The following is a 19,447-nucleotide window of genomic DNA, read 5'->3' on the forward strand; positions in this document are numbered from 1 at the left end:
AGGCTTACAAAGTGATCTTCAAAGCTGTGGGCGAGGGACGCCCGTACCCCGACCATGGTTTTTCCACGCCCAAGGACTGGGCCTCGTTGCCGCCGCGTCCGGTCCGGCTCGATGAACTTGTCACCACCAAGCGCACGCTCGACCTGGAAGCATTGTTGGCCGAGGACTCAACCTTTTTCGGGGACCTTTTCCCGCACGTGGTGCAGTACCAAGGCGTGCTGTACCTGGAAGACGGACTTCACCGTGCCGTCCGTACTGCCCTCCACCAACGCACGGCCATCCATGCCCGGGTGCTGGTGATAGATGGTTAACGAGACACTCCCGGAAGAGCAGGTGGACGTGCCCCAGAATGCCGCTCCGAAGAAGTCCCGGAGACGTTCAAAAGACGTGACACGCCTGCACGGGCATCGCATTGTCACCGGGCCCGAGCTACGGGCCACTTTTGCCGATACTCCCGGGCCTGAGGATCATCCGGGGTGGTTCAGCCGCCGCCTTTTGCACGGCATCGTCCTCGTGCTGCTTGTAGGAGTGATCGTTGCCGGGGTGGTGGGCGCCTGGGCCGTCATGAACGGCGTGATCCGCTTCCCCTCGGCCGTCGCCAGCAAGGCGCCGGCAACCCTGTGCCCGGCGACAATCTTCGACTACATGCCCAACAACAGGGTCAAAGTCAATGTCTACAATGCCGCTGGCAAAGCTGGTTTGGCGAAGAGCGTGGCCGACCAGTTGAAAGCCCGGGGATACGACGTTGGGAACGTCGACAATACCACCACTAACTACACCGGATCGGCGGTAGTTGTTTCGGGATCCGGTGGCCAATCGGCAGCGTTCAACATCCAACGGAACATTGCGGGCACCGACTACTTCCAAGACCAACGCACGGATGCCTCAGTGGACCTCATCCTTGCCCCCGGTTTCTCGGCTTTGGTGCCGCCGGAACTTGTGGACAATACTCCGGGCAAACTCAGTTGTCCCCGCGAAGACCAACGGATTGCGGACAATTCGAAGCTGCCGGTCATACCGAAGTCTTGACGTAGCGGGCCCCAGCGGGAGTGTCACGCCAGGCGCGCGGGCCGGCCGTCGTCGTCGAACCTTGCTCCCGCGCCCAACTGGATGAACCGCACGGTCTGGACCAGCCGCTCCTCGACTTCATCCGGCTCCACCCCGTTTGCCGTGTTGCCCCGCGCCGCGCTTGAGGAGAGGGTTCCATGAATGAGCTTGGCGAGCTGCGAGACGTCGGTGGGCGGAAGGTAGCCTGCTGTGATTCCGTCGCGCAGGATGTCCTGGAGCAGTAGGTTGAGTTCGCCCACATGATCCGCCAATTTCGCAAAGGAAGCGGGGGAGAGGACAGCAGCCATCGCGGGGCCTGGCGGGAGGTGCCGGCGGCTCAGGTCTTCCACTTGGGCCCGCACGTACAGGGCCAGGCGGTCCACCGGGTTCGGCAGGGCAGCGAGGGATTCACGCAGGTCGCCCAGGAAGCGTTCGGTCTCGTGCAAGGCGTACGCGATCAGGAGCTGTTCCATGTCGGCGTAGTAGTTGTACACCGCGGTCCGGCCGACGCCGGCGTGCCGCGCGACGTCGGTCATGGTCAACCCGGGCAGGCCGTGGGTAAAGAGCAGCTCGCCGAAAGCAGTCAGGATCCGGCGTCGGGTTTCAGCGCGTTGCGCCGCGTTGTTAGCGGCCGTAATCCTGGGCATACAGACACTTTACAGTGATCTGTCAGCAAAGCTGGGTGAGTGCGGCGCGAGCTGGCACCACATGACCTCTCAACGCGCCGTTGGGGTCATCTGCCGCCAGCTTGAGCGGAGATGCTTAGATCGCGCAGCCGTCCGGACCGCAGGCTTCGGCGTCGGAGCTGCCGACGGCGACCAGAGGATTGGCTTCCTGCCATGCCTGGGTGAGGGCCTGGGTGAAGACCTCCGCGGGCTGTGCGCCGGAGAGGCCATACTTTCGGTCGATGACAAAGAAAGGCACGCCGGTGACGCCGAACATGCGGGCTTCGGCAATGTCGCCGCGGACGTCCTCTGCGTACTTGTCCGTGCTGAACAACTCGGCAACCTCGGCTTCAGGCAGGCCCAAGTCACTACCAAGCAGGGTCAGGTATTCCTGGCTTCCAATGTCCTTGCCGTGTTCAAAGTGCCCGCTCAGAAGCAGTTCCTTGGCTTCGTCCTGCTTGCCGTGGGCTGCCGCGAGGTGGATGAGGCGGTGCGCGGTGAAGCTATTGGCCACCACGACGTCCTCGAAGCGGTAGTTGAGTCCCTCGCCTTTGCCTTGCAAGGCGACGTGATCGAACATCTGGCTGACCTGCGCCGGATCCATGCCCTTGCGCTTGCTCAAGTAATCGAGCTCGGTGCCGTCGTAGTGCTCGGGGATGCCCGGGTCAAGCTGGTAGCTGCGCCATTGGATTTCAACCGAGTCGCGGTGCGGGAATTCAGAGAGGGCCGTTTCGAACCGGCGCTTTCCGATGTAGCACCACGGGCAAGCGACGTCTGACCAGATCTCAATCTTCATGATGGCGACAACCGGGCAGCCAGTCCCGTCATTCCCGGAGCGGTCTGTTGGACTGGTCACAGCACGGCAAAATAATGTGCGACGCGGGCACGGGCTGACACGCAGGGAGTCCCAGCGTCGCTAGGAATTCTCCGCGTCGCAGGGAACTGCTAAACCGCCCGCTCCATGACGAAGTCGTGTTCCACGGTATCGCCCAAACGGAACGATTTGGTCCCGACCTTCCTGAATCCACTCTTCTCGTAGAAACGGATCGCCTTGGCATTCTGGCTGTTGACGCCAAGCCACACGCCCGCCGCGCCAGTGCCTGCAGCGCGGTCCAGGGTGGCCTTCATGAGCTCCGCGGCAGCACCCAGGCCGTGGTGTTCGGGATGGACGTAGCATTTGCTCAGTTCCGCGGAGGGCGTCAGCGTCAGGGCTGATGCGACGTCGGTATCGCTCGCTGGGCGGGCGACGAGCATGCTGTAGCCGCGGATTTCGCCGGCGGCGTCGATGGCCAGGATGGTGATGTCCGGATCGGCGAGGTACTCCGTGAACCTCTCCGCGCTGAGGGTATTGCGCAGGTGCGCGGCGATGTCCTCGGGCGAGGATCCCGGCGGGCATGCGAGCGGAAAGGTGACGGCGGCAAGCTCCGCCAGCCGTCCGGCGTCGTCCGCTGTTGCTTCACGGATTGTCTGGCTCATGCGGTCCTCCCAGGAATGCAGGCGCTGAAATGCCCCTCAGACTGATCTTAAGGGGCATTTCAAGAAGGATTACGACGGCGGTGGCCGGCCGCACCGTTCCGCTACCGGGAGTGCCGGGGTGCTTATGCCTGGGCTTCCTGGAGCAGGCGAAGGTCCTCTTCCGGCTGTGGATCCCTGCCCAAGGCGAGGCCAACAATGGTCACGACTGCCGTGGCCAGCAAGTACCCGGCGATCAGGAGCCAACTGCCGGAAGCGGCGTAGAGAGCCGTGAAGATCAACGGCGCCACAGCTCCGCCGACCACTCCCGCTACGGTGTAGGCCAGGGAACTGCCGGCGTAGCGGAGCCTGGCCGGGAACTGCTCGGTGATGAAGGCTGCCTGCGGGCCGTACATGAACGCGTGAAGTCCTAGGCCGACCACGACGCCCACGGTCAAGACCAGGACGGAGCGTGACTGGATCATGAGGAAGAACAGCGGGATGTACACCGCGGTGGCCGCAGCGGTGATGCCGTAGACCAATCGGCGGTTGAACCGGTCCGTGACGGCTCCGGCAGCAGGGATCAGGATCAATTGGAAGGCCGAGCCCACCAAGACGGCGCCCAGCACGTTGCCGGTTGTCATTCCCAGCTCCTTGGTGGCATAGACAGCGACGAACACGGTGAACAGGGAGTACAAGACGTCGGGGCAGATCCGGCACAGTGCCGCGGCGAGTAGGGGACGGACCTGTGTGGTGAGGACTTCCTTGATGGGAGCCTTGGGCCGTTCGCCCGTGGCTTCGATGGCCTTGAATACCGGGGTTTCCTCAAGCTTGAGTCGGATGACCAGGCCGAAGGCTACCAGGATGGCCGAGCTGAGGAATGCCACGCGCCAGCCCCATGCGATGAAGGCTTCGTTGCTCATGACCGCAGCCAGGACGGCCAGGGCGCCGTTGGCGAGCAGGTTGCCGGCGGGCGGGCCGATCTGGGCTGCGGAAGACCAGAATCCGCGCTTGTTGGGATTGGCGTATTCGCTGGACAGGAGCACTGCGCCGCCCCATTCGCCACCTACGCCGATGCCCTGGATCAAGCGGAGGAGGACCAGGATGATCGTGGCTCCAATGCCGATGGTGTGGTAATCCGGTAAAGCGCCGATCAGGACCGTGGCCGCACCGATGAGTACGAGGGTGATGACCAGGACATTCTTGCGTCCGATCTTGTCCCCGAGCCGGCCAAAGACGACGCCGCCGATGGGCCGGGCAAGGTAGCCCACCGCGAAAGCCGAGAACGAGAGCAGGAGGCCGGTGTATTCATCGTTGCCGGGGAAGAAGATCTTGGGGAAGACGAGCGCTGAGGCAACGGAGTAGATCGCGAAGTCGTAGTACTCCAGGGAGGTGCCTGTGACGCTGGCGATGAAGGCTTTGATGGCGCCTGCCGAGGGTTTGCTGCGCCGTGTTGGACTTGGCGAAGTGGTCGCGGACATGGTTCCTCCATGGAACGTTGGGCGGGCTTTGTGATCCCGATCTCAATCGGGGCCTACACCCAATGATGCATCACCTTGAGGAATTGTTCAACAATTTTTTGGCTGGAGTTCTTGGCTAGGTTGCGAGGTGTTGGCGGATCCCCTCGAATGAAGTCATGATCCTCCTGTGATGAAAGGCCTGCCGCCGAGATATGCGGGTTCGTGTCAGTTGCTTGGATAGGCGACAAACGCGAAGCGGGTGGAATCGGATGACCAGCTGTTGACGTTGAGGGTTCCTTGGCCGCCGAAGAGGGGCCGCGTGTGGAGGGGCGTTGACCAGTCACTTCTGTGCGTGGCCGGGCCGGTCCGTGAAGGCCTCGGTATTGAAGTAGAGCAATTCGCCGTCGGGTGAATATTCCGGACCGTCGCAGTGGCCATCGACGTTGATTGCGGTCGCTGCGCCGCCGTCTGCGGGAATCGTCATCAGCCGGCCCGGCTGAGTAAAGTCCCCGGCTTCGATTCCCACGTAGGCGAGCGTTTGGCCGTCAGGGCTGACTCCGTGGAGGAAGTGGAAAGACCGGTCGTTCTCGGTGACCCTGATGGCTTCACCGCCGTCGAGAAGATCCAGGCGCCACAGTGCCCCGTTCCCGTTGAGGATGAGGGCCTGGCCATCGAGGGTCCAGTTCGGGGCGCGAGTTGGCAGCAGATGCCCGCAAAATCGGGGCAAAGCCATCTGATGCCAGCTCGCGCTAACCGGAAGGTCAGTCCTGGCTGAACGCGGCGTCGAAGGAGGTCTGCGAGGGCGGGAAGTCGAACTTCTTGAGGGCGGCGAGGGCTTCTGGGGCCCCGTGGAGGCGGTCCATGCCGGCATCTTCCCACTCCACGGAAATCGGGCCGTTGTAGCCGATCGCGGTGAGGGCGCGGAAGGAGGATTCCCAGGGGACGTCGCCGCGTCCGGCGGAGACGAAGTCCCAGCCGCGGCGCGGGTCGCCCCAGGGCAGGTGCGAACCCAGGACGGTGTTGCGGCCGGTGGGGCGGAGCTTGGTGTCCTTGCAGTCCACGTGGTAGATCCGGTCCTTGAAGTCCCAGATGAAGGAGACGGGATCGATGCCCTGCCACATGAAGTGGGAGGGATCCCAGTTCAGCCCGAACGCTTCCCGGTGCCCGATCGCTTCCAGGGTCCGCACAGTGGTCCAGTAATCGTAGGCGATCTCGGAAGGGTGGACTTCGTGGGCGAAGCGGACCCCGCATTCGTCGAAGACGTCCAGGATGGGGTTCCAGCGGTCGGCGAAGTCCTGGTAGCCGGCCTCGATGACTTTCTCCGGGACGGGCGGGAACATGGCGACGTACTGCCAGATGGAGGATCCGGTGAACCCGACCACGGTGTCCACCCCGAGGGCGCGGGCCAGGCGGGCGGTGTGCTTCATTTCCTCGGCGGCGCGTTGGCGGACGCCTTCGGGCTCCCCGTCGCCCCACACCTTGGCGCCGACGATCGCCTGGTGGCGGAAGTCGATGGGGTCATCGCACACGGCCTGGCCCTTGAGGTGGTTGGAGATGGCCCAGACCTTGAGGTTGTACTTTTCCAGGATGGCGAGCTTGGAGTCGACGTAGCCGGGTTCGTCCCAGCGCCAGGCGTCCAGGTGGTCGCCGGAGACTGCGATTTCCAGGCCGTCATAGCCCCAGCCGGAGGCGAGCTTGGCGACTTCCTCGAAGGGCAGGTCGGCCCACTGGCCGGTGAACAGAGTGTACGGGCGGGGCATTGGTTCTCCTTGCAGAAAGGTTTCGAGGGGCGTGTTTCAAGCCGTGGCTGTCAGTGACCGGCGACCTGGATGATGGCGCTCTTGGCGTCGGCGGATTCTTCGATGGCGGCCAGGACTCGCTGGACGGCGAGGCCGTCGTCGAACGACGGCGACGGCGGGGTTCCGGCGTCGATGGCGGTAAGAAAGTCACGGATTTCGTGCGTGAAGGTGTGCTCCCAGCCGATCACGTGGCCCTGTGGCCACCAGGCGTCCATGTAGGGGTGTTCGGGTTCGTTGACCAGGATCCGGCGGAAACCCTGCTCCCGGACAGGGGCTGTGGCGTCCAGGAAACCAAGCTCATTGATGGATTCCAGGTCGAACAGGATGGACCCCTTGTCGCCGTAGATCTCGAGCTTGAGCGAGTTCTTCCGGCCCGTGGCCATGCGGGAGACTTCCACGGAGGCGACCGCCCCGGAGGCGAGGGTCAGCGTGGCCCAGGCGGCGTCGTCGACCGTTACTTGTTCCGGACCGTCCGCACCGGGACGGCTGTTCACGAAAGTGTGCAGCCGGCCGGAGACCTCGGTGACGGTGTCCCCCAAAAGGAACAAGACCTGGTCGATGGCGTGCGAGGCGATGTCGCCCAGCGCGCCGGACCCGGCGGTTTCCTTGTTGAGCCGCCATGTCATGGGGGAGTCCTCGTCCACCAGCCAATCCTGCAGGTACGAGGCACGGACATGCAGGACCGTGCCCAGCCTGCCCTCGGCGATCAGCTCCTTCGCGAGGGCAAGGGCCGGTACCCGGCGGTAGTTGAAGCCGATCATGGACTGGACGCCGCGCGCACGGGCGGCACGCGCGGCATCCGTCATGGCTTCGGCCTCCGCCAGGGTGTTGGCCAGCGGCTTCTCGACGAGGACATGCTTGCCCGCTTCCAACGCCGCGATGGCGATCTCGGCATGCATCCACCCGGGGGCGCAGATATCCACGATATGGATGTCATCGCGCTCCAGGACCTGGCGCCAGTCCGTGGCGGACTCGCTCCACCCGTACTTCGCCGCGGCCTCGGCAACCTGTTCCGGGTCCCGGCCCACCAGCACTTTCTGCTCGAAGGCCGGAACATCGAAGAAGCTGGCAACGTTCCGCCACGCGTTGGAATGGGCTTTGCCCATGAACGCGTAGCCGATTGCGGCAACACCGAGGGTTGTCTTCGCGGTGTTGGTAACCGCACTGGTTCCCTCCGGGAAAGTGCCCTCCTGGGTGTTGGCGTTCCGGGGGCCGGTGGGGGTAGGGGCCGAGCGTGTCATGAGTGATTCCTAGAGGGTGGCGGCCGTCGGGTCCCAGTCCTCGGGGAGGGCCTGGGAAGTTACGGCGGAGCTGTCGACGCCTACAAAGGTGCCGGTTTCGGCGGACTCGGAAATGGAAACCAGGGTATCGACCACGTGGTAGGCGAGGGCTCCCTGGGCGCGGTGCGGAACACCGGCGCGGAGGGATCGGGCCATGTCCAGCACGCCCATGCCGCGGCCGTTGGCCGGTCCGGTGGCGGGGATGGTTTCCGGTTCTTTGGCTCCTGCGCGCCAGAGCTTGAGGTCGCCGTCGAAGTAGTTCGGGTCCGGGACCTCGAGGGTGCCCTCGGTGCCGGTGATCTCCACGAAGCCCATCCGCAGGCGGGGGGACTCGAAGCTGAAGACGCTGTGGGAGGAGGCACCGCCGTCGAACTGGAGCATGGCGGACACGTGGGTGGGGACCTCGACGGCGAATTCCTCGCCGGCCTTGGGCCCGGAACCGACCACCCGGACTTCTTTGGCTTTGGACCCGACCGCGGCCACTCGCCGTACCGAGCCGAAGGTCTGGACCAGCGCGGTGATGTAGTACGGGCCCATGTCAAAGAGCGGACCCGCGCCGTGCTGGAACAGGAAAGCCGGGTTCGGGTGCCAGGACTCCGGACCCGGGGTCTGGAACATGGTCAGGGCCGTCAACGGTGTGCCGATGTCGCCGCGTTCGATGATCCGCCGGGCCGTCTGCAGGCCCGCGCCCAGGAACGTGTCCGGTGCGCAGCCGAGGCGGATGCCCGCGGCGTCGGCCGCCTTCAACAAAGCCAAACCGGATTCGCGGTCCAGGGAGAACGGCTTTTCGGTCCAGACGTGCTTGCCGGCGTTCACGGCTGCCGTGGCCACTTCAACGTGTGCAGCCGGGATGGTCAGGTTGACGATGATCTCGACGTCGGGGTGGTTCAGTGCCGCGTCCACGCCGCCCCACCCGGGGATGCCGTATTCCTTGGCGCGTGCTTCCGCGGCTTCCTCGAACAGGTCCGCGATGACGAGGACTTTCACGTCCGGGAAGACAGTGAGGTTGTCCAGGTACTGCTTGCTGATGTTGCCGGCGCCGATGACGGCGACGCCAACGGGCCCCCGGAGGGAAGACGGGGAGGAGGGGGCGGACTGGTGCGTTGCGGCGCTCATGCTTTGGCTCCGGCGGTTGCAGCGGAGTTCCGAAGGAAGGCGAGGCTCTGGGTGATGCCTTCGAAGATGTCTCCGTCGTAGTCGTCAAACTCCACGACGCCCACTTCCAGTGACGTGGCGGCAGCAATGACGTCGAGCACCGCAATGGTGCCCTGGCCGGCCGGCTGCTGGGCTTTCTTGTCGGTGGTGCCGGGGCCGTCCTTGATGTGGATGAACTTCACCCGGTCACCGAGGCGGGCGAGCAGTTCCACGGGGTTCTGGCCACCGACCGATGCCCAGTAGGTGTCGACTTCGAGGACCAGTTCCGGGTCAAGGAGGCCTTCAAAGTAATCCAGGGCGGTCTGGCCCTCGATGGTGGACTCGAGCTCCCATTCATGGTTGTGGTAGCCGACGCGGATGCCGTATTCGGCGCCCTTCTTGGCTGCGGCGTTGAGCTTTGCCGCTGTGGCCTGGATGTCCTCGGCGTCCTGCCAGTGTTCGGCAGGCAGGTACGGGTCGATGACCGTGGTGATGCCCAGTTCCTTGGCGGCTGCGAAGATCTCGTCCTGGTCCTGGCTCAGCAGTGGCGCGTGGCCGGAGGGGGCGGTCAGCCCGTTCTCCTTCAACGCGGCGCCGAGTTCCTTGGCCGTGGCGACGAAGTTGTAGGGTTCAACCTGCGTGTAACCGATCTCGGCAACCTTCTTGATGGTGCCTGGCAGGTCTTCCTGCATGGCGTTGCGCAGGGTGTACAGCTGGATGGAGTAAGACATGGTTTTCCTTTGCGTTATCAGTTGTCAGTTGCGTGCGATGCGGGGCATATAACGGCCGTTAGCGGCCGGCGAGGGATCCGCCGATGCCGCCGACGCTGAAGTACTTGTTCAGGGTGGCGAAAACGACGATCGGCGGGAGCATCATGACGACCGCGAGGGCCATGACGCCGGACCAATCGGTGGCGTTTTGCTGGAAGAAGGACTGCACACCCATGGGGAGGGTGAAGATCTCGTTGGAGCGCAGGAACACGATAGCGACGAGGTAGTCGTTCCAGGCCAGGAGGAAGGCGAAGATCGCCGTGGACAGGATGCCGGGCAGGGAATTCCGCAGCACCACCTTGGTGAACGATCCGAACACCGAGCAGCCGTCGATCCACGAGGCCTCCTCGAGGCTGACGGGGATGGAATCGAAGTATGCCGCCATCATCCACGTGGCAACGGTCATTGTCGAGCCGACGTAGATGATGATCAGGCCGAGGAGGTTGTCCACGAGTCCCAGGCCCGCGAAGAGGATGAACAGCGGCACCACGGAGGTGATGATCGGCAGGGACTGCATGACGAACAGCAGCAGCGAGTAGCCGGACACGGCCTTGCTGCGGCCGCGGGAGAGGACATATCCGGCCGGCGCGGCCACGGCCACAGAGACAATCACGGTGCTGACGGTGGTGATGAGGCTGTTCTTGAGCCAGGTGGCGGCCAGGGTCTTGGAGAAGACGTTGCTGAGGTTCTCCATGGTCAATCCCGTGGCGGTGCTGTTGGGGCCAGGGGTCAGGGCCAGGACCACAGTGACCATGATGGGGACGAGGACGATGGCTGTGATAGCCAGGATCAGGACGAACCGCCACCAGCGTCCGCGCAGGCCTGCTTCGGAGAGGACTCGGCGGGATTTTTCCGGACCTGCGACTCCGAGGGCGGGCCCGGATGCGGGGTGTGCGTGGAGTACTGCGCTCATTATTCGACGCTCGACTTTCGGATCTGGCGGTACAGGAAGACCGACACGACGACGAGGGTGAGGGTCATGAGGAAGGCGATGGCGACGCCGGGTCCGGTCTGGAAGTCCTGGAAGACCGTGCGGTAGGCGAGGACAACGAGGGAAGTGGTGGCATCGACGGGGCCGCCGCCGGTGAGGAGATAGATGGTGGGGAAGTCATTGACGCAGAAGATCGTCATCAGAATCCAGCTGATGTAGGTGGATCGGGCGATCAGCGGCAGCGTGATCTGGCTGAACTGCTGCCATTTGCTGGCGCCGTCCATGCTGGCGGCTTCATAGACGGTGGTGTCCACGGAGGCCAGGGCGGCCGAGATCATCATCATCATGAAGGGGAAGCTGACCCAGACCTTGAACGCCATGACCATGACCGCTGCCAGGTTGGGGTCCGCCAGGAAAAGGGGCGTGCCCAGGCCAAGGCTGCGGAAGATCGAAGGGATGAGGCTGTCCGGAGTGGCCACGAGCCAGTTCCACGCGGTGGAGGAGACCACGATCGGTACCACCCAGGGCAGGAGGAGCAGGACCTTGAAGGTGCCGCCTGCCGGGATTTTGGTTCGCAGCAGCAGGGCCAGGCCAAGGCCGACCAGCCAGGAGCCGAAGACGCCGACGATCGTGAACCACAAGGTGAACTGAGCGGCCTTCCAAAACGCCGGGGAGGACAGCACATGCCCGAAGTTCTCGACGCCGACAAAGTTGCCGGTGTCGATCAGGGAGCCGTCGTGGGTTGCTTGGACGCCGGCGTAGATCAGCGGGTAGCCGTGGATCAGGACGAGCAGGATGACCGAGGGCAGCAGGAGCCAGAAAAACGTCCGGCGAGTCTGGCCCGACAGCTTGCTCTTGCGATTCAAGGACCCGCCCCCGGGCCCGCCGGGAGCGAGTCCCCGACGGGCCCGGGCCAGGCCGGACTGTGCTGTGGTGGTTGTCATGATGACTGCTTTACTTCTTGATCACGGATTCGAGGCCGGTCTTGAAGGCCTGCAACGCGGTCTTGGCATCGGTCTTGCCGGTCAGGATCGTCTGGGTGAACTGGTTGAGTGCCTGGCCGCCGTCGAGGACAGCGAGGTTCGCGTTGAGGGTGCTTCCCTGGGAGGCGAAGGTCTTTGCGATGGGCTGCCATTCCTTGACGATCTTGACGTTGTTCGCGTTGCTCGCAAACTCGGGGAGCTCGGTGATGGACTTGAAGACGGGAAGGGCGGCCATGAGCTTCTGCTGCCACAGCTGCTTGAGCTGGCCCATGTAGTACACGAGGAACGCTTCGGAGCTTTCTTGGGAGGGAGTGTTCTTGTACATCATGATGTTGTTCGGGAACACGAGCGTTCCTTTGTCACCATGTGGTCCAGCGATGGGGCTAGCAACGGCGAAGTCACCTGACGTGTCCCCGATTCGTTCCGCGGCACCGGCTTGGAAGACCCCATATCCGATTTTCTTGTCTTTCCACTGGGCCGACATGTTGTCCGTGGTGTAGCTGACCGCAGCGGGGTCGATGATCCCGTTCGAGTGGAGTTCGAGGAGAAACTCGATCGCTTCGACATTGCGGTCGTTCATGACGTCCAGTTGGCCATCCTTGGTGAAGACGCCACCGCCGTTGTTGACCATCATCATGATCATCGAGTGGTTGCCGAAGTTGTTTCCGGCGCCCGCGCCCGTGCCGAAGCCGACGGCGCCGATCTTTTTCAGGGCCTTGCCTGCTTCGAGGAGGGAAGCCCAGTCCGTCGGCAGGGCCACGCCCGCCTGGTCGAAGAGGGACTTCCGGTACCAGAAGACGCGCATGTCCAACTGCCAAGGAATAGCAACATAGCCCTTGTCCGACTTGAATGGCTCGAGCACGCCCGGCAGGAAGTCGTCGAACTGGCCGTTCTTCTTGAGCGCGTCGACAACCTTGTCCGCGTAAGCGATCTGGCCTTGCTGCTCGAACTGGAACGCTTGGAAGCCGCCACCGGTGGACACCGCGGGACCGGTCTTGGACGCGATGGCCGAGGAGAAGGTCTGGTAGAAGTTGTTCCACTGGATGATCTGGTAGCCGGCCTTGCCGTTGCTTCCAGTGGGCGCGTAGGCCTCGGTGATCTTCTTGGCGGCATCGTTGTAGGCCGGGGTGGCCCACGGCATGTCCCAGAACTTAATGGCGCCGCCGCCAGCGGAGCTCGAGCTGGAGCCGCCGCCGCAAGCCGCGAGCAGAGGGACAGCCGCCGCTGCTGCCGTGAGGCCGAGGAAGCCCCTTCGGGAGAAATTGCGGCTGGCTTCAGACTGAACAGTCATGATGATTCCTTTCAGGACCGCTGTGTGATCTTCGCGTTTAGGGCGGTCCGGCTCGTCGTCGAGAACGTGAATGATTGCTTTTGGTGCTCTGTTATTGAGGGTCGGTAGTTGAGAAGGAGTACGGGTTCAGGACAGGTGCGCGATGGATTCCGTCAGCCGCGCAAAGCCGGCGAGATCGGAGGGGAAAGTGCCGGCGTCGAGGTGTTCCTTGAGTCGGCGCCAGGTGGTGCGGTGGGCGGATTCGTAAAGCGAGGGTAGGAGAATTTCGCCCTGAGGCCCTGTAGTGCGGACCTCCGCCGGCCAGGCGGCAAACGGTTCCGGGACCGCAATGCTGACACCGCCGTCGTCGGTGTAAAGGCGGAGGTCGACGCCGGCGGGCCGGGAGTTGCTCAGTACGCCCTGGAGCGAAACCGGGGCACCGTTGGCGAGCCGGCCGGAAACCGTGTAGCCGTGCGTGCCGCGGCGCAGGACGCGAAGCGCGTCCAGTTGACCGGTGACGCGTACGACGGCGGCGAGGTGCTCAGTGAGGAGTCGTTCCGGATCGGTTCCCGTCGCGGCTGTCGCGACGGTGTCCAGCATGGCGGCGCGGCCGGCTACCGAGCGGACTGCGTCTTCGGCTCCAGCGAGTCCGGGGTTGGATGCCCAGCGTTGGTCCAGGACAACCGGGACCCCCGCTGCTTCGGCGGCGTCGCGCAGGGCGGCGGTGTTTTCCGGGGCCGGATTGACCACGACGATGCCAAGCGCTCCGCCGTCGATCGCCTCGATGGACGTCGTGGTCCAGCCCGGGGCGCCGTCGATGGCGGAGATCCGTGCGGTGTCCCCGGCCGCTACCGGACCGAAGCTCGCCGGCAGCGAGGCGACCGCGAGTCCCACTGCGCCGCTCTCTTCGGCCTGCGGGGTGGCAGTGACCGTGTACTGGGTGCTCATGAGCGGGCTCCTGCATGGCTGTTTGCGTGCTCAACCGCGGCGAGATCCACCGTGGCGTCGGCAATGGCGATCGCGAAGGTGAGGTCGTTGATGAGGCTTTCGGCAGAGGGGTGTTGCTTGGTTCGGAGGGCCAGTTGGGCGAGTTCGCGCCACTCGCCCTCATATCCGTTGTGTTCGAATGGCCCGTATGTGGTGCTTGTGGAGCCGCGGGTGATGGTAGCGACGGCGGAACCCGCCTGTACATAGGAAGGAGTGAAGTCCACGCGAAGGGCTGCATCATCCGAGATCGCTTCGAAGGCCCATTCCGGCTTCCAGGTCTTGTTCATGGCTGCCCGCAATTCGATAGTCCGGTCGCCTGCGCCCTGTTTTCCGGAGCGAAGGGAAATCACGTAGCCGAAGGGGCGGACATGCCGCGCCTGGAGGACTTCGAGGTCTTCGAAATCCGGGGTGAAGCGGCGCACGAGCGGAAGGTCGTGGATGGCGAGTCCCATGATTCCGCCGCGGAGGGCGTTCTTGATGACTTCCACATCGCTGTAGTCGGGGGCGCCGCCGGCGGGCCGGGTGATGATTTCCGTGGCGAAGTCTTCGAAGCGGGCATTGGGCGGGAGAACGATCGAGGAACGGATGGTGTGGGCCGTTTCAGGGAGATCACCCCAGTTGGCCTCGGCTGCGAGCCAGCCGGGATCGAAAGTGTGCATGGCGCCCACGATGATCGGAACGCCGGTTTCCTCGCTGACCGCTGAAATCCGTGCAGCCTCCTCGCCGCTCATCGCGAAGGGTTTCTCGCAGAGGACCGCCTTCTTTCCGGCGCGGCATGCGGCGATGACTTGGTCTGCGTGGAACTGGTGGGGGCTGCAGATGGCCACGATGTCGACGTCGGGATCGCCCAAGAGCGCGTCCATGCTGGTGCTGTGGTTGGCGCCGACGCGGGCTGCTACCGATTCGGCGACTGCGGGGTCGACGTCCATGATGTGGCGGACTTGCAGGATGTTCCGGAGCCGGGCGAGGGAAGGCAAGTGGATTGCTTGGGTGACCGGGCCGGCGCCAAGAATGCCGACGCCAAGGGGCTGTGGTGATCCTAATGGTGCTGCCTCTGATTGGCTGGACAAGATCAGTTACCTCTTCGTAAACGGAGTCTCGGAGTTTCAACGCTGCTTCGTGGGCTGCGTGACCCTTCTCACAAACAACCTACGATGACTTTTGACGATGAGCAAGCAAAAGTTGAAATTCAATCGACAATCTTTTGCTGCGTGACACCCATAAGCAATCGTGCTATCACTAATGCATGACCTCAGCACCCGAAAAAGCGCCCGGCAAGGACGGCTCCATACAGGACGCCGGAAGCCTCTCGCGTGCGGGAGATCTGTTTCAGCTTCTTCGCGACGGCCAAGCACGGACCCGGGCCGAACTCGCCATCACCACGGGACTGGCCCGCTCCACCGTGGCCTCGCGCATCGACGCCCTTATGAACTCCGGACTCGTGGGCCCGGCAGGTGAGGCGAGTTCCAGTGGCGGCAGGCCGCCGTCGCGCTTTGCCTTCAACCCCGCTGCCCGCGTTGTCTTGGCGGTCGACGTCGGAGCGACGCACGTGATCGTCGCCGTCACCGATCTTGGCGGAACAGTCCTGGCCGAACGCCGGTTGGCGCAGGAAGTCGCCGACGGTCCCGATCTGGTTCTCGGCAGAATTGTGGCGGAAGGGCGAGAGCTCCTCGCCGAAGCAGGCCGCGGCCTCGGAGACCTCGCCGGGATCGGCATCGGACTGCCTGGCCCCGTGGAACACGACACCGGCCGTCCGGTCAAGCCGCCCATCATGCCCGGCTGGGACGGATTCGACGTAGTCCGCTATATGCAGCGCTCGCTGCCGGTTCCCGTCCTGGTGGACAACGACGTCAACATCATGGCCTTGGGCGAACGCACAGCGTATTGGCCGGACCACGACAACTTGCTCTTCGTTAAAATCGCCACGGGCATCGGCGCGGGCATCATCAGTAGCGGCGAGCTGCAGCGCGGCGCCAACGGCACTGCTGGGGACCTCGGTCACGTCAGGGTTCCCCGTGGCGACGACGTCCTCTGCCGTTGCGGGAACTACGGCTGCCTTGAAGCACTCGCCTCCGGCCCCGCCCTCGCCCGCCAACTGCAGGTCCAAGGACTGGAGGCCACCAACGGCGGCGACGTGCTGCGCCTCGTAGCCGAGGGAAACCTCCAGGCCATTCAAGCTCTCCGGCAAGCCGGACGCGACGTCGGCGATGTCCTGGCAACCGTGGTGAATCTACTCAACCCCTCGATGATCGTGATCGGCGGCAGCGTTGGGGAGGCCGGCGAACACCTCGTCGCAGGCATCCGTGAAGTGGTCTACCGGCGCTCCCTCCCGCTGGCTACTTCGCATCTGCGAATCGGCATTTCGATGGCGGGGGACCAGGCCGCGATCCTCGGCGCGAGCCAGATGGTCACCCAGCACGTTTTGTCTCCGGCCGTGATTGAAGCCACGCTCCAAGCAACGGGCTGAGGTGCGTCACGTAGCGTTCCGCAAAGGCGCGTCGTGATAGCAATGAAGGTGATGCCTACCTTCCCCGCCCTCCAGCGCACCCCATGACCGGCCAGTTCCTCGCCAAGGTGCCACGAGGCTGGCTGATCCTGGCATGCATCGGCCTCATAGCCCTCAACATGCGCGGACCTTTCGTCGCGGTGGCGCCGGTGGTGGATTCCCTGAAACGGGACCTCGGATTCTCGCCCGTCGAACTCGGGCTGCTGACCGGCATTCCCGTCCTCTGCTTCTCGCTCGCCGCGCCGCTGGCTTCGCTGGCCGGGCCCAGGTTCGGTGCCGAATTCGCGGTGATGCTCACGCTCATGGGCGTGCTGGCCGGCGTCGTGATCCGCTCCAGCGGCGGCGGGGTTCCGGTCATGGTGGGTACCGTCCTCATCGGCCTCGCAATCACTATCGGCAACATCGCAGTGCCGCTCATCATCCGCCGCGATTTTGCGCCCCGACGCCAGGCAACCGCGATGGGCGTGTACACCGCGGCGCTGAACATCGGGTCCTTCCTGACCTCGGTGGCCACGGCCCCGCTTGCAGAACTTGTGGGCTGGCGGCTTGCCTTGGGGGCGAGTGCCCTCCTTGCCCTGGCGGCCATTCTGTTCTGGGTCCCAACGGTCGGTGCCCGGCAAGCTTTCGTTCCGGCTCCCGTTCCGGCCGCGGACGGGTCGCGAGCCGGCAACGCCTCCGGCGTTGGCTGGTTGACCGTTGGCCTGACCCTGGGATTCGCCGGCCAAGCATTCTCGTATTACGGTGTGACGGCGTGGCTTCCGAGCTTCCTGTCCGATGAACTCGGCATGGGCACCGCACAAGCCGGCGCTGGGTCGTCGCTCTTCCAGATCTTCGCGATTGTGGGCGGGCTCGGCGTGCCGCTCATCGCCCGTTTTGCCAGCACGACGGCGGTGGCGGTCACCTTGAGTGCCCTGTGGCTCACGGTACCTTTGGGCTTGTTGCTGGCCCCGGGCTGGTGGTGGCTGTGGTCGTCCCTAGGCGGAGTCGCGCAGGGTGGTGGCATCACAGTAATCTTCATCGCCATCATCAAGTTCGCGCGCGACCAAGCCTCGGCCGGCAAGATGTCCGCCGTCGTGCAGGGGGTCGGTTACTGCTTCGCGGCCTTGGCTCCCACCATCGTCGGTTACGTGCACAGCATCTCCGAGGGCTGGACCGTGCCGCTGCTGGTGATCCTTGGTTCGGTCGCCGCGTTCTGCGTCTGCACCACTCTTTCCGTGCGCTGGGTGGCCAGGCAACGCTAGGCGGGTTCACTTCGCTAGGTGGGTTCGCGATGGCAGGCGAGTCCCGCCGTGAGGGGTTCCGTCGCTGGGCTGCCTCCCCGGCCATCGGGGTCACTTGTTGCGAAGAGTGTAGGCAGCCCAGCGGCCGGAAATCTTAGGCGGCTACGAGTTCTTCCTTGGTGGCTTCTTCGCGGGTTTCCGTGAGGTAGCGGGCGTAGGCCGGGATGGTCAGGAAGGTGGGGAACTCCTCGGCCAGGGCGACTTCCTCGAAGATGCTGCGGGCATCGTTGAAGCGGTCGTCGTCGAAGCGTTCCAGCCGTGCGAACTCCTCGTCCAGGAGGTCGGTGACCCATGCGCGGGTGATGACTTCACCGGTGTCGGTGATGGCGTGGGAGTAGATCCACTGCCACAGCTGCGAACGGGAGATCTCCGCCGTGGCCGCGTCCTCCATCAGGTTGTGGATGGCCACGGCGCCGTTGCCGCGCAGCCAGGACTCGATGTAGCGGATGCCCACCTCGATGTTGTTCCGGATGCCGGTCTCGGTGATGGTGCCTTCGGTGGAGGCGATGTCGATCAGGGCACGGTCGTCCGGGGTGACATCCTCGCGTGAGCGGTCCAGTTGGTTCGGGCGGTCGCCGAGTACGCCGTCGAACACTTCGCGGCACACCGGAACCAGGTCCGGGTGCGCGACCCAGGAACCGTCAAAGCCGTCGCCGGCCTCGCGGGTCTTGTCCGCGCGGACCTTCTCGAACGCTGCCGTGTTGGCGGCCTCGTCCTTGCGGTTGGGAACGGCTGCAGCCATGCCGCCGATCGCCATGGCGCCGCGGCGGTGGCAGGCCCGGACCAACTGCTCGGTGTAGGAGCGCATGAAGGGCTGGGTCATGGATACCTGGCTGCGGTCCGGCAACACGAACCGGGGGCCGCGGGTGCGGAAGTTCTTGATCACGGAGAAGATGTAGTCCCAGCGGCCGGCGTTCAGGCCCGAGGCGTGATCGCGCAGCTCGAAGAGGATCTCCTCCATTTCGAACGCCGCGGTGATGGTTTCGATCAGTACCGTGGCGCGGATGGTGCCCTGCGGGATGCCGAGCAGGTCCTGTGCCAGGACGAAAATGTCGTTCCAGAGGCGCGCCTCGAGGTGGTTCTCGATCTTGGGCAGGTAGAAGTACGGGCCCTTACCCTGTGCAAGCAGGCGGCGGGCGTTGTGGAAGAAGAACAGGCCGAAGTCGACCACGCCACCAGCAACGGGCTTTCCGTCGATGAGCATGTGCTTCTCCGGCAGGTGCCAGCCGCGCGGCCGCACCACGATGGTGGGCAGGTCCTCGGCAGCACGGAGCTTGTATTCCTTGCCCTCGGGCGATGTGAAGTCGATCCGGCGCTCCAAGGCATCCGTGAGGTTCAGCTGGCCCTGGATGACGTTGCGCCACGTGGGGGTGGAGGAGTCTTCCATGTCGGCCAGCCACACCTTGGCGCCGGAGTTCAGCGCGTTGATGGTCATCTTCCGGTCAACCGGTCCGGTGATCTCCACGCGGCGGTCCTCAAGGCCCGGTGCCGGGGGAGCGACGCGCCAGTTCGGATCGTTGCGGACGGACTCGGTCTCCGGGAGGAACCGCGGGTCCTGGCCACTGGAAATCTGGCCGCGCCGGGTGTGCCGCGCCTGCATCAGCTCCTGGCGGCGCTCCGCCGTAGCCCGGTGCAGCTTTGCGATGAACTCCAGGGCATCCGGGGTAAGAACCTCGTTCTGCCGGTGGATAGGCTGGGCGGTCAGCGTGATGCCGTTGATCGTGTAGTTGTCAGTGAAGCTGTTCATTTCAATCTCTCCTCAGAGAAGCAAATGTTCGACGGCGGGAGCTGGGTTCGGTGCGGTTTGGATGCTGCGGTGGTTGCGTCCGGCCATTCGGACCGGCACCGCTCGGCCTGCTATTCCCCACGTCCCGGTTTCGACC

19 protein-coding genes are annotated in these 19,447 nt (G+C 64.3%); 4 read left to right on the forward strand and 15 right to left on the reverse strand.

Annotated features, from left to right (window positions below; genetic code table 11):
* Positions 1 to 11 precede the first annotated feature (11 nt).
* Entirely contained in the window at positions 12 to 311 is a 300-nt protein-coding gene (locus tag LFT43_RS01935) for a type II toxin-antitoxin system VapB family antitoxin (RefSeq protein ID WP_184741705.1), read from the forward strand.
* 76 nt (positions 312 to 387) lie between these two features.
* On the forward strand, positions 388 to 1,029 hold the full coding sequence (locus LFT43_RS01940) for a LytR C-terminal domain-containing protein (protein ID WP_395802853.1): 642 nt from the start codon (positions 388 to 390) through the stop codon (positions 1,027 to 1,029).
* A gap of 23 nt (positions 1,030 to 1,052) precedes the next feature.
* Here the strand turns inward: LFT43_RS01940 and LFT43_RS01945 are convergent, their stop codons facing one another.
* From LFT43_RS01945 to LFT43_RS02010, 14 genes are all read right to left on the reverse strand, one after another.
* A complete protein-coding gene (locus tag LFT43_RS01945; protein WP_395800732.1) occupies positions 1,053 to 1,694 on the reverse strand; it encodes a TetR/AcrR family transcriptional regulator in 642 nt (213 codons plus the stop codon).
* 115 nt (positions 1,695 to 1,809) lie between these two features.
* Positions 1,810 to 2,508 (reverse strand): DsbA family protein, encoded by a 699-nt coding sequence (locus LFT43_RS01950; protein WP_395802855.1) that lies wholly within the window; start codon positions 2,506 to 2,508, stop codon positions 1,810 to 1,812.
* Between the two features lie 149 nt (positions 2,509 to 2,657).
* A complete protein-coding gene (locus LFT43_RS01955; RefSeq protein WP_395800734.1) occupies positions 2,658 to 3,188 on the reverse strand; it encodes a GNAT family N-acetyltransferase in 531 nt (176 codons plus the stop codon).
* 122 nt (positions 3,189 to 3,310) lie between these two features.
* On the reverse strand, positions 3,311 to 4,645 hold the full coding sequence (locus tag LFT43_RS01960; protein WP_395800736.1) for an MFS transporter: 1,335 nt from the start codon (positions 4,643 to 4,645) through the stop codon (positions 3,311 to 3,313).
* 319 nt (positions 4,646 to 4,964) lie between these two features.
* Positions 4,965 to 5,357 (reverse strand): TolB family protein, encoded by a 393-nt coding sequence (locus tag LFT43_RS01965; protein WP_395800738.1) that lies wholly within the window; start codon positions 5,355 to 5,357, stop codon positions 4,965 to 4,967.
* A gap of 28 nt (positions 5,358 to 5,385) precedes the next feature.
* Complete coding sequence (locus LFT43_RS01970) at positions 5,386 to 6,384, reverse strand: sugar phosphate isomerase/epimerase family protein (RefSeq protein WP_395800740.1); 999 nt, start codon at positions 6,382 to 6,384, stop codon at positions 5,386 to 5,388.
* A gap of 50 nt (positions 6,385 to 6,434) precedes the next feature.
* Positions 6,435 to 7,529: a Gfo/Idh/MocA family protein gene (locus tag LFT43_RS01975; protein WP_395802857.1), complete on the reverse strand. Its 1,095-nt coding sequence runs from the start codon at positions 7,527 to 7,529 to the stop codon at positions 6,435 to 6,437.
* A gap of 144 nt (positions 7,530 to 7,673) precedes the next feature.
* Complete coding sequence (locus LFT43_RS01980) at positions 7,674 to 8,819, reverse strand: Gfo/Idh/MocA family protein (protein ID WP_395800742.1); 1,146 nt, start codon at positions 8,817 to 8,819, stop codon at positions 7,674 to 7,676.
* Positions 8,816 to 9,568 carry a sugar phosphate isomerase/epimerase family protein gene (locus LFT43_RS01985; RefSeq protein ID WP_395800744.1) on the reverse strand — a complete coding sequence of 251 codons (753 nt, stop codon included), beginning with the start codon at positions 9,566 to 9,568 and terminating at the stop codon, positions 8,816 to 8,818. Before LFT43_RS01985 ends, LFT43_RS01980 begins: the two co-directional genes overlap by 4 nt.
* Before the next feature lie 58 nt (positions 9,569 to 9,626).
* Positions 9,627 to 10,520, reverse strand: a complete 894-nt coding sequence (locus LFT43_RS01990) for a carbohydrate ABC transporter permease (protein ID WP_395800746.1) — start codon at positions 10,518 to 10,520, stop codon at positions 9,627 to 9,629.
* The gene (locus tag LFT43_RS01995; protein WP_395800748.1) at positions 10,520 to 11,482 is read right to left on the reverse strand and encodes a carbohydrate ABC transporter permease; all 963 of its coding nucleotides are present in this window, start codon (positions 11,480 to 11,482) and stop codon (positions 10,520 to 10,522) included. Before LFT43_RS01995 ends, LFT43_RS01990 begins: the two co-directional genes overlap by 1 nt.
* Before the next feature lie 10 nt (positions 11,483 to 11,492).
* On the reverse strand, positions 11,493 to 12,812 hold the full coding sequence (locus LFT43_RS02000) for an ABC transporter substrate-binding protein (protein WP_395800750.1): 1,320 nt from the start codon (positions 12,810 to 12,812) through the stop codon (positions 11,493 to 11,495).
* 126 nt (positions 12,813 to 12,938) lie between these two features.
* Positions 12,939 to 13,739 carry a hypothetical protein gene (locus tag LFT43_RS02005; RefSeq protein ID WP_395800752.1) on the reverse strand — a complete coding sequence of 267 codons (801 nt, stop codon included), beginning with the start codon at positions 13,737 to 13,739 and terminating at the stop codon, positions 12,939 to 12,941.
* Complete coding sequence (locus LFT43_RS02010) at positions 13,736 to 14,848, reverse strand: Gfo/Idh/MocA family protein (RefSeq protein ID WP_395800754.1); 1,113 nt, start codon at positions 14,846 to 14,848, stop codon at positions 13,736 to 13,738. The genes LFT43_RS02005 and LFT43_RS02010 overlap by 4 nt, the downstream gene beginning before the upstream one ends.
* A gap of 176 nt (positions 14,849 to 15,024) precedes the next feature.
* Here LFT43_RS02010 and LFT43_RS02015 point away from each other — a divergent pair, with 176 nt between their 5' ends.
* Together LFT43_RS02015 and LFT43_RS02020 are read left to right on the forward strand one after the other, a co-directional pair.
* Positions 15,025 to 16,245, forward strand: coding sequence for an ROK family protein (locus LFT43_RS02015; protein WP_395800756.1), 1,221 nt, complete (start codon positions 15,025 to 15,027; stop codon positions 16,243 to 16,245).
* Positions 16,246 to 16,328: 83 nt separating this feature from the next.
* Positions 16,329 to 17,525 carry a CynX/NimT family MFS transporter gene (locus tag LFT43_RS02020; protein WP_395800758.1) on the forward strand — a complete coding sequence of 399 codons (1,197 nt, stop codon included), beginning with the start codon at positions 16,329 to 16,331 and terminating at the stop codon, positions 17,523 to 17,525.
* A 133-nt stretch (positions 17,526 to 17,658) separates the two neighbouring features.
* Here the strand turns inward: LFT43_RS02020 and aceB are convergent, their stop codons facing one another.
* A complete protein-coding gene (gene aceB / locus LFT43_RS02025; RefSeq protein ID WP_395800760.1) occupies positions 17,659 to 19,311 on the reverse strand; it encodes a malate synthase A in 1,653 nt (550 codons plus the stop codon).
* Between the last annotated feature and the right edge of the window lie 136 nt (positions 19,312 to 19,447).

It is taken from the genome of Arthrobacter sp. FW306-04-A, assembly GCF_044358315.1.
GTDB lineage: Bacteria > Actinomycetota > Actinomycetes > Actinomycetales > Micrococcaceae > Arthrobacter.